At 67.7% G+C, this 9,077-nt stretch carries 9 protein-coding genes and 1 pseudogene; 9 read left to right on the top strand and 1 reads right to left on the bottom strand.

Annotated features, from left to right (window positions below):
• Nucleotides 1–261 precede the first annotated feature (261 nt).
• The 9 genes and pseudogenes from ACZ68P_RS35775 to ACZ68P_RS35735 form a co-directional block, all read left to right on the top strand.
• Nucleotides 262–612: pseudogene (locus tag ACZ68P_RS35775) on the top strand (IS5 family transposase); the annotation flags it as partial.
• 328 nt (nucleotides 613–940) lie between these two features.
• Nucleotides 941–1,180, top strand: a complete 240-nt coding sequence (locus tag ACZ68P_RS35770; RefSeq protein WP_471013524.1) for a hypothetical protein — start codon at nucleotides 941–943, stop codon at nucleotides 1,178–1,180.
• The gene (locus tag ACZ68P_RS35765) at nucleotides 1,180–1,557 is read left to right on the top strand and encodes a fic family toxin-antitoxin system, toxin component (RefSeq protein WP_471013528.1); all 378 of its coding nucleotides are present in this window, start codon (nucleotides 1,180–1,182) and stop codon (nucleotides 1,555–1,557) included. The genes ACZ68P_RS35770 and ACZ68P_RS35765 overlap by 1 nt, the downstream gene beginning before the upstream one ends.
• Nucleotides 1,554–2,120, top strand: coding sequence for a telomere-protecting terminal protein Tpg (gene tpg / locus ACZ68P_RS35760; protein ID WP_471013521.1), 567 nt, complete (start codon nucleotides 1,554–1,556; stop codon nucleotides 2,118–2,120). The genes ACZ68P_RS35765 and tpg overlap by 4 nt, the downstream gene beginning before the upstream one ends.
• Before the next feature lie 211 nt (nucleotides 2,121–2,331).
• Nucleotides 2,332–3,396 carry a DUF6292 family protein gene (locus ACZ68P_RS35755; RefSeq protein ID WP_471013518.1) on the top strand — a complete coding sequence of 355 codons (1,065 nt, stop codon included), beginning with the start codon at nucleotides 2,332–2,334 and terminating at the stop codon, nucleotides 3,394–3,396.
• Nucleotides 3,397–5,208: 1,812 nt separating this feature from the next.
• Nucleotides 5,209–6,474 carry an RICIN domain-containing protein gene (locus ACZ68P_RS35750; protein WP_471013516.1) on the top strand — a complete coding sequence of 422 codons (1,266 nt, stop codon included), beginning with the start codon at nucleotides 5,209–5,211 and terminating at the stop codon, nucleotides 6,472–6,474.
• Nucleotides 6,475–7,037: 563 nt separating this feature from the next.
• Entirely contained in the window at nucleotides 7,038–7,217 is a 180-nt protein-coding gene (locus ACZ68P_RS35745) for a hypothetical protein (RefSeq protein WP_471013514.1), read from the top strand.
• Between the two features lie 411 nt (nucleotides 7,218–7,628).
• Nucleotides 7,629–8,039, top strand: coding sequence for a hypothetical protein (locus ACZ68P_RS35740; RefSeq protein WP_471013527.1), 411 nt, complete (start codon nucleotides 7,629–7,631; stop codon nucleotides 8,037–8,039).
• A gap of 148 nt (nucleotides 8,040–8,187) precedes the next feature.
• The gene (locus tag ACZ68P_RS35735) at nucleotides 8,188–8,541 is read left to right on the top strand and encodes a hypothetical protein (protein ID WP_471013511.1); all 354 of its coding nucleotides are present in this window, start codon (nucleotides 8,188–8,190) and stop codon (nucleotides 8,539–8,541) included.
• A 17-nt stretch (nucleotides 8,542–8,558) separates the two neighbouring features.
• On the opposite strand, the gene istB is transcribed toward ACZ68P_RS35735, so the two are convergent.
• Nucleotides 8,559–9,077 (bottom strand): IS21-like element helper ATPase IstB (gene istB / locus ACZ68P_RS35730; RefSeq protein ID WP_471013508.1); only part of this gene is annotated, 519 nt, incomplete at its 5' end.

Genomic DNA, 9,077 nt, shown 5'->3' with positions numbered 1-9,077 from the left:
AATCAACACCGCCAACGACCGGGGGCTCTGCCACGTCACCACCCCAGCTGACCAGGCCTTATAGCCCTTCAGGGGCAGGATGAAAAAGGCTCAGTGGTCGACGCGGATGTGTACGCTCACCGCCGCGGAACGTCGACACGGGGACGAACTCTCCACCTCTTTGGCCAGATGCTGACCAGGGTCGGAGCCGGACTCACTCGGCTAGCGTCGACCGGGCAGTGAGTTCCGTTCGCTGCTAGGACGTGTCTGATAATTGATCTTGTGGTGAGTCGTGGTGAGCCGACGGATGTGGCGTGGGGTCGGATAGCGCCGCTGCTGCCGCAGGTGGATGGGCGTGGTCGTCCGTGGCGGGATCATCGGCAGGTGATTAACAGGGTGTTGTGGCGGTTGTGGACCGGTGCTCCGTGGCGTGACCTGGCGGAACGCTATGGGCCGTGGCAGACGGTCTATGAGCGGTTCGCCCGCTGGGAGGCGGACGTGACCTGGGCCCGCCTGCTCGAGCAAGCCCAGGTCCGGGAGGACTCCGTCGCAGTCGTGGAGTGGACGGTTTCGGTGGACTCCACGGTCAACCGGGCCCACCAGCACGCTGCCGGAGCCCGCAAAAAGAAGGCCCGCAACGTGGTCGACCCCATGACCAGCCCCACGAGCGGGTGGCGATCGCGCGGAAGTCATGGCCCGCCGCCTCACCACACCTCAGATAAGGGCGTCGCTTCGGCATGCTTCAGGCGTTACTGCGGTCGGCCGACGGCACCCGGAAGGTGTGCTCCAGCGTATCCAGGCCGCGGCCGACGCCGCAGGCAGGGTCGACGGGGACACCTCCGTCGACTCCACCATCGTCCGTCGCGCATCAGCATGCGGCAGCGCCCGCAAGCCGTTGCTTGCTTTGTTCAGCGGCGCACGCGGCCGACCGGCTGTGGTACCAGCTGTTACCATGCAAGGTATGGCGAAGCAGCAGGCGGGCTGGCGGGTAGATCCTGAAATCGCGGAGCTGGCCAAGGTACGGGCCAGGGACCGGGGCATGACCGTGGGTGATTACATCGCCGCTCTGGTCCGGGACGATGTCGACGGGCTGCGTCAGCGGGGTCTTGCCGCCGCGGAGCGTTTCCTGGCCGAGCATCAGGACCTTTTCGACGAGGCCGAGGACAGCGATCGCCACGCCCCGGGAGCGCACGCGGCGTGATGCACCTGCACATCGACGTCCCCTGGATCCTGCAGGTCGCCGAGCTGGCGGGGGCTGCCGATCCTGTCCCTGAGGATTACGGAGTGCCCGTCGCAGCTGTCGCCTGTCATCAGGCCGAGCTGCTGGAGCAGCCCGTCTACGACGGCCCCTACGCTCGTGCCGCAGCCCTCGTGCATATCCTTGGCCGCTGTCGCTGGCTGGAGCGGTCCAACCTGGCCGTCGCGGCCGCGACCGGGGTGATGTACCTGGAAGCCTCCGGAATCCCGGTCAAGCCCACCCGCGAGGACGCCACCGCCCTGCGTGACCTGCTGCGCGACCCCGCCTGCAGCGCAGAACGCATCGCCACCCTGCTGCGAGCCTGGCCACACACCACATGACCATCAGCAGCAGCCTGGACAAGGCCATCGAGGGCGCGTTCACCCGCTCTATCCCCAAGAGCGCCGGTGCGCAGATGCGGTATCTCGTCAAGCAGCACCGGGGCAGCACCCGCGACGTCGCCGTGCTCCCCGGTGTGTCGCAGCGGACCGTCGAGCGGTACGTCCGTGACCCGATCAAGCGCCCGCGGGACGAGCTGGCCGAGCGTATGCGGCGGGAGGTCACCAGGCGGTGGCAGCCACAGGTGCGGGCCAGGGCCAGAAGGGCAGCTGCCACGACGTCTGGCGTCATCATCGACACCCGGGCCCGGTTCGGATTCACCGCCCCCGTCGGCACCACCGACGACGCCCGCATGCGCCACCTGACCCTTGCGCTCCCGCCCCGCCATGCCGCCCCGCCATGCCGCCCGGCTCTTCGACGCCCAGGAGCAGGGGCAACCGACCGGCAGGTGCGGCAGATCACCGCCGAGGCGCTGGGCCAGGTGTACTTCCGTGACGGCGGCCGCCGCGCTCACGGCCTGGACGTGGAGTACACGGACGTCGAGTACATCGCGTTCGAGCTGTAGCCGGACATGAAGACGGCCGGCGCCCTCAGTCCGCCGAAGCGGTTGGCACGGGCGCCGGCCAACCAAGACGCACACCCGGCCCAGGGGCCCTGCTTCGTCCGCGCCGAGTGTAGCGACCTTTCCCTGACTGCCATAAGTTCAGTACCGTTTTTTCGAGGGGCGGCGTGTTCGTTACCACCGAGCTACCCGCCCGCATGTGAAGGAGACTTCGATGATCCGCGCGGGACGCAGGGATCTAGTGCGCAAGCTGGCTGACCTGGCCGAGCAACGGGGGGTCAAGGTCGCGAGCTATATGACGGCCAAGCCGTATAGGGCGCCGGGCTTCCCGGCTCCGATCAGCTCGGCCGGATCGCGCATCCTGCTTTTCGACGCCGATCAGGTCGACGCTTACCTTGCCGGCGAGCCGGTTCCCGCTTTCCCTGATGAGGAGCATGACGACGATCTCCTCGACCGCCGCGAGTGCGCCGCGCTGTTCGCGATCTCCCCGCGCACCTGGGACACCTACAAGAACGCCCCCGAGCTGACCGGCCACATGGTGGTGGTCGGCGGGGTGGAGCACTGGCCCCGGGGCGTGGTCCGTGCGTTCGCCGCCCGGCCGAAGAAGCCCGCGGCCGCGGGCCGGCCGAAGGGCGCCGGCGACCAGGTCCCCCGCGAACAGCTCCTGCAGAGCACCGCCCCGCTCCTGGACGCCGACCGTACGATCAGCGCCGCAGGCGTCGTGGAGGCCCTGGGCGTGCACCAAGCCACGGCGCAGAGCGCGCTTACCCAGCTCCGCGCCCAGCGTATCGCCGATCTCCTCGATTCGGAGCCGTCCCTAACGCCCAAGGAGGCGGCGCAGCGCCTGGGCTACCCCGGCACCCTGGTGCGCCGCGCGCTCGCCCTGGCCCTGGCCGAGCAGCGCGCCCGCCGCATCGCCCCCTACCTCGACACGATCGTCCAGGCCCTGCGGGAGGCCGGCTTCACCACCGCCGAGCGGGCCCCGGCCGTCCAGCACCTCGACGGCGACGTCTGCGCCGCCGCGCTCATCCTCGAGTCCGCGAAGGCGCCGGCTCCGGCGCTGGTGTGGGACGAGCGGTACGGATGGCGGACCGCGACCAGCCGCCGACACCCCATCGGCAAGCCCACCACCACCGCGCCCGAGGGCGAGGGGATCCAATACCTGGGCAGCGGGCTGCGGCCCGAGCCCGAAGAACTGCTCGCAGCTCTGCGTGATCAGCGCCGCGGGACCAAGCGCCCCAGGGCCACCATGGACGACCACACCGGCAGCGAGGACTGAGGACCGCCCGGTCGGGGGCCTCGACCGTGAACGGCAATCGCACATGCGAGGCTCTGGCCGAGGAGGCCGCGGGAGCGGCCGTCGAGGGCATGGTGGAGCCCTTGGACCCGGGACCGGACCAGTCCGTCACGGTAGGGGACGGGGAGGCGGCCGAAGTCACCTGCCGCCATCTCGGCCGCTGCTGAGGCGTCGCCATCGGGCCGGAGACAGGCGGCGGTATTCATGGCGATGAGGGCCGGGTCATCACCGATGGCGAGGCGGTGAGGCCCAGGGCGTCGTCCTTAGCCGAGCACGCAGCTTCCGCGTCACCGATGAGGGTGTATGCCTGGGAGAGGTGCACAAAGTGCTTCTGTGCGGGGCACCCGAACCAGGATTCGGCCTCTTCTAGTGCGTTGAGTCGTTCCGCGTGAGCCCGAGCGCCCGCGGTGGGCGTCGCGCGGGCTGCCCTGCGGGCGCGCGTCGCGATGCGTAGGGCTACTTCGGGGGTCCCATAGTTCAGCGGCACCATGGCGTGCCGTGCCAGCACCCATGCGGCCATACGGCGGTCCCCGGATTCCGTGGCTGCCTATTCTGCCGTCGTGAACCACCGGCAGGCGCCTTCCCGCTCCCCTCGGTCGTGCTGGACGATGGCCACCAGTCCGGCGATCCCGGCAGCGCTACGCGCGAGATCGACCCGCGCGCCAGCCGGGTGCGGACGGTGAAGTACTTGCCCCAAGAGGTTGAGGTCTGCACGCACTTGGTCCAGCACGTCCTCGGGTGAATCGCCTCGATAGCCGCCTCGGTGTCGCTCGAAGGCCCCTTCCAGGTAGGCCAGGTCACCGCTTCCGGACCCCGTCAGGGCCCCATCGATGCCCTCGTTAACCTGCGCTATTCCTGGCGCCGCAGTCGCACCTACTGCGGTGGCCGCCACCCCGAGAGCTAGGTCGCTTCCCACCCTGTGCTGGCTGCGTCGGTGCTGTCGCGATCCGGCGACTGCCCGCTGCACACCCGCGACGCTCACCCCTGATGGCGCGGGCGATCGTCTCGTGCCAATCCGGAACCGGTAACCGCTACTCCTCTCCCACCGCTCTACGTTCTCCCAGTCGAACCATCTGCCGTTTTGACCCTCTTGTGCGATTACTTGTCACCGGTGCGGTCGGCGGCTTCGCGGATCGATCGTAGTAAGACGCCAATGCCTTCGGACAGGGGCACGGCTTGCCGGGTCGTACCGAAGCGGGGCTGCCTCGTGCGGGGCCGGGAGCCTCGCCGAGACGAGCTGCACAGCGAACGCGCCGGGAGACCAAGAAGACCGCCAACTCCAAGCCGGCCGAGCACGGCCTGCCATTTTCGACCTGGAGCCTGGTCAAGTCGGCTGATTGCCTGGTCTTTAGGGGGTGGTCGACGACATCAGCTACGAGGGCCTGCGAATCCTGCTCCGAGAGGAAGACGTCTCCTCAGTGCGTTAAGACCTGGAAGGCCTCGCGCGAGCCCGATTACGCGGCCAGGAAGGCCCGAGTCGAACACCACGAGATCGCCGGCGGCGAAGTCATACCCGAGGAAGACGAGCCCGAGATCGTCTACTGCATGGACGAGTTCGGGTCCCTCGACCCGCAGCCCCGCTCGGCCCGGATCCCGGCCTCCTTCGGCCGGGACCGGGACCGGCGCCCCTGGCCCGTCGCCACGCACGAAGGTGCCGGTCGCGGTGTGGGTGGTCTGCGGTGGGCGGCCTTCGGGCTGGATTCCTGGGCGGGGCCGGACAGGACGCGTCCGAGAGATCACCTCCCGGCGGCGCGGTGACGACCAGTGTCGGTGGTAGCGGGTTAGATGGCAGGCATGGACGAGACAGATGTCGGTGACGGGATCAGTGTGCACAGGGCAGCGGCCAGGCTGCCGGATGTGCCGACGTTGCAGGAACGAGCGAAGGCACTGGCCGTGATCTCGACGATCAGCGCCGAGGACCCGCCGGGTTCCTCCTATTGCGGATACACGTACCGCCCGTCGCGCTGCCCGAGCGGAGACGGTTGGGTCCTTCACGTGCCGAACGAGGGGGAACGGACGGTGGACGTGCACTTCCACGACGACGTCGGCACTGTGGTGTTCCTATGGGACATCGACGCGGAATTCCGTCCAGGGCGGCTCAGTCCCGAACTCCCAGAGGTATGGGAGGAAATCCTCCCGCAGATACCCGAATCTCTGCGCCACTGCCTCTGGCATGGTGAGAACGAGCCTAAGGACCATTCATCCTGCGACGAGATGCCCCTGGTCTCGGCGGTGATGTGGCGGCTTCCGGACGACGCGGAATGGCAGACGGCAGAATTCCGCCTCTCTGGCGATGAATGGGAGGGCGCTTCTGACTGCGCGGACCATGTGCTGGCCGATCTGACCGCACCGGTGCCAGGGACGGTCATGTTGGCGGAGGGGCTGGGCGTGGAGCAGGCGTCATTCGCACGAACGGCGGCAATCCGGCACATCCTGATGGCGCGGCCGCTCACCGAGGAGATCGTCTGCTCTTTGAACTCCGAGCGATCCCTGGCCGATGTCGCCGACGCGGTTGCAGCGATCGGCTACCAGGCCGGAAACCCCGACACCGCACCGTCACCGTGCCCGACGGTGGGGGAGAGGGCCCCTCTCGTCGTTGCGAACTTCCCGGAGCCCTGGACGTCGGGACACTTCCTGCTGGAACCGGACGGAGAAGGCTTCCACCGCATTCTGGTCCACCACTCCAGCATGGCACTCGAGGCCGACGGCACAGTCGCCGGAGCCGCCGTGGTCCAGAACGCATGGCACGAGGGTGACAGCCAGAAGTGGCTGCTTCAGAAGTTCCAGGACGGCCAGTTCCAGGACTGCGCCCAAGTGCCCGGCTTCACCCCTGACGATATGGACCCAGGCTCGGACGACGGCTCCGAGTACCGGATCGTCGCCAAACAGTCGGGTCTCGCTCTCCAAGCCGACAGCGGCCCGGGCGAGCAGCCGATCACACTGGCCCCACTGCACGATGGCGACGAACAGATATTCCGGCGTTCGAGCTGCTACGGCTACGGGTACTGGACCTTCCTCACCGTTCGAGGCAGCAGCTGTTACGCCATGATCAAGTACTGATCACAGCAACTGGAAGAGGGCCGGAGGAAGAGGCGATCGCTGCATTCACAGCCGCCCTCACGGCCTACCCCAGAATAATCGTCTGCCCAGCACCACTGTTGCGCCACCACTTTGCAGTGGCCTCACACCGTGACCCCAGCGCTCATTGCGCCCGGGGGCTCGTGCAATCCGGCTTCAACGCCCGACACTGGCTGGCTCTACGACCACTTCACGCCGAGCGGTCGTAGAGCGTCCAGCGGATCGGCGGTGAGCTCGTCCCTCCTCCGCTTGGTGTCCGGCACTCACACGCCGAACTTGAGGGGCACCCGGTCCGGACCTCCGTCGACTGCGATCTCGATGAGGCGCCTGGACGCGCACCTGTGCGGCTTTGAGGGACTTTCCATGAGCTCCGGCACCACGGTTGCGGCCCGAGCCGGATAAGGTTCATGTCAGCCCGTGCCGGATATGGTGTGCATGGGTGAGGCCCGGGCCCAGACGCGCTCTGGGACGCAGTACCGCCGGGCCGCCCCTCTCCTCCAGGGCGCGCGTAAGCACCAGGTCGTATCTCAGGTCGACGACCGAGCATGGCCGAACCCGTGATCGTGACCGTGAACCGCACCCCCGGTGCCCCCGTCACCGTCATCCTCTACTTGGAGCTGCACGCCGACTTCGGCGCCCCCTCATCATCAACCGCGCTACGCCCGCACCTGCACCCGGACGACCTCGGGGTGGCTGCCTCAACGGTGAAGGAATGGTGTCGGTGATGTTGGTGGCGGCTGGAGCTCCGGGAACCGCTCCAACCGGTGCACCTTCTCGGTTACGTCGCTGAGCGGTCGGTCGGCATGCCAGAGATCACGACCGGACTCCGCGAAGAAGTCAGGTCGGCTTCGCGCCCCGGCTCGCCGGCCCACGAACAGCGGCGCCATGCGGTCGGTGCAGGCGGCGACATACAGACGGAGCGCCTCACCGCCCCCGTCACGAAGTGCCTCCGTGACTGCCCTCTCCACCAGTTTCTCCACGTCCCCGCCTATCCTCCCCTTCCAACAGATCGACAGGCTACAGAGCAAGCTCTGAGGGGCGCAGCTTGACGAGGTTCGGACCCTGAGGTGTCTGGGTCGGTCTGTCTGCGCTTTAGCGCTGATGAGCAACACAGACGTAGGGTGACGGGCGTGAACATGGGAACGGTTATCGAGGACCTGGTCGAGGAGGCCGAACGGCAGATCCGGGCTCGGGTGTGGGTCCCGGAACCCGCCGACCGCGCCGTCGCCGCCAAGGCTGCGGCCGACCTGTGTGCCGCCATTGGCACCGCGCATTCCCAACAGGCCATGTCTGCGGTCGACCGGCTGGCACACCTGCGTGAAGCACTCGCTGCTCTGGCCATCGCCCTCGCGCACGTCCACGGGCACCTGGCCTGGTTCCTTGGCGCAGCCACCACCGCACTCACGCCGATCCTGCACTGGCGCGCCCTGCCCGCCGATGACGGCCCTACTTTCGGCGCCGTCGAATCGCCCCCCCAGCAATATGCGGAAGCCGAAGAGGCGGTCCGTCTGCTGCAGAGCACCCTCGACGGCATCGCCACTGCCTGACACCATCGCGATCTCAGCTCCCCGTGTCGGCGTACTTCTCTGAGTGCTCCGCCAAGTACAGGCAAACGTGCACCGCTTGATGGTCGGGCGAGATGGTTGGCCGTGGGCAGTGTCGGGGGTCTCTCCGTGGGCTGTCATGATCTCGGCCATGGACGAGATCACCAAGGTTCTGAGGCGGGAGTTCGACGCAGAGGAGGGGAGCTTCCTGCTGCGGCTGCGTGGGGATCTGGAGTGGGACCGGGCGGCTTTCACCCGCCTGGAACGGGCAATGCGGGCCGCGTGCGAGCGATCTCAGTCCGACGAGAAGCTCGATCGATGGGTCGCTGAGGGGTTCTATGAGGTCGCGACCTGGGTTCCGTCGTGGACGTCACACTCGAACTTCCCCAAGCCGGCGCCCGATTCCTACTTCGATGACTGCATCGAGCGAATCGGGGATCTTGCCAACTGGTATTTCCGGGGCTGGCACGACTACTCCGAGGGACATGTGTGGCCTGACCTGTGAAACTCTGGGGAGCTTGGTCAGGCTGCGTCGTCCCGGTCGCGTTCGATGGCAGCGAGCCGGTTCTTGAGCCGGTAGCTGGGGCCATTGATGGAGATGACATCGCAGTGGTGGAGGAGGCGGTCGAGGATGGCGGTGGCGAGGACCTCGTCACCGAACACCTGTCCCCATTCGCTGAAGGTCTTGTTCGAGGTCAGGATGATCGAGCCCTTTTCGTAGCGCTTTGAGATCACCTGGAAGACCAGGTTGGCCTCCGCGCGTTCGAGGGGCTGGTAGCCCACCTCGTCGACCACGAGAACGGCCGGCCGGAGATAGCTGCCGAGTTTGCTGGTCAGCCGTCCGGCGGCCTCGGCGGTCTTGAGGTTGCGGACCATGTCGTCGAGGCTGGTGAAGTAGATCGAGTAGCCGGCCCGGCAGGCCGCGACCGCGAGAGCGACGGCGATGTGTGTCTTGCCCACTCCCGGCGGCCCGAGCAGGGCGGCGTTGGCCTTGGCCTCGACGAACGACAACGTGGCGAGGTCCTTGACCTTGCGCGGGTC

The sequence above is a fragment of the Streptomyces sp. NPDC036822 genome, from assembly GCF_055609145.1.
This window is presented reverse-complemented; position numbering and strand designations above follow the sequence as displayed.

What these genes read in the sequence shown, in the direction of transcription:
- ACZ68P_RS35770 (WP_471013524.1), top strand. Translation starts at nt 941, where the DNA reads ATGGCGAAGCAGCAGGCGGGCTGGCGGGTAGATCCTGAAATCGCGGAG.
- ACZ68P_RS35765 (WP_471013528.1), top strand. Translation starts at nt 1,180, where the DNA reads ATGCACCTGCACATCGACGTCCCCTGGATCCTGCAGGTCGCCGAGCTG.
- tpg (WP_471013521.1), top strand. Translation starts at nt 1,554, where the DNA reads ATGACCATCAGCAGCAGCCTGGACAAGGCCATCGAGGGCGCGTTCACC.
- ACZ68P_RS35755 (WP_471013518.1), top strand. Translation starts at nt 2,332, where the DNA reads ATGATCCGCGCGGGACGCAGGGATCTAGTGCGCAAGCTGGCTGACCTG.
- ACZ68P_RS35750 (WP_471013516.1), top strand. Translation starts at nt 5,209, where the DNA reads ATGGACGAGACAGATGTCGGTGACGGGATCAGTGTGCACAGGGCAGCG.
- ACZ68P_RS35745 (WP_471013514.1), top strand. Translation starts at nt 7,038, where the DNA reads ATGGCCGAACCCGTGATCGTGACCGTGAACCGCACCCCCGGTGCCCCC.
- ACZ68P_RS35740 (WP_471013527.1), top strand. Translation starts at nt 7,629, where the DNA reads ATGGGAACGGTTATCGAGGACCTGGTCGAGGAGGCCGAACGGCAGATC.
- ACZ68P_RS35735 (WP_471013511.1), top strand. Translation starts at nt 8,188, where the DNA reads ATGGACGAGATCACCAAGGTTCTGAGGCGGGAGTTCGACGCAGAGGAG.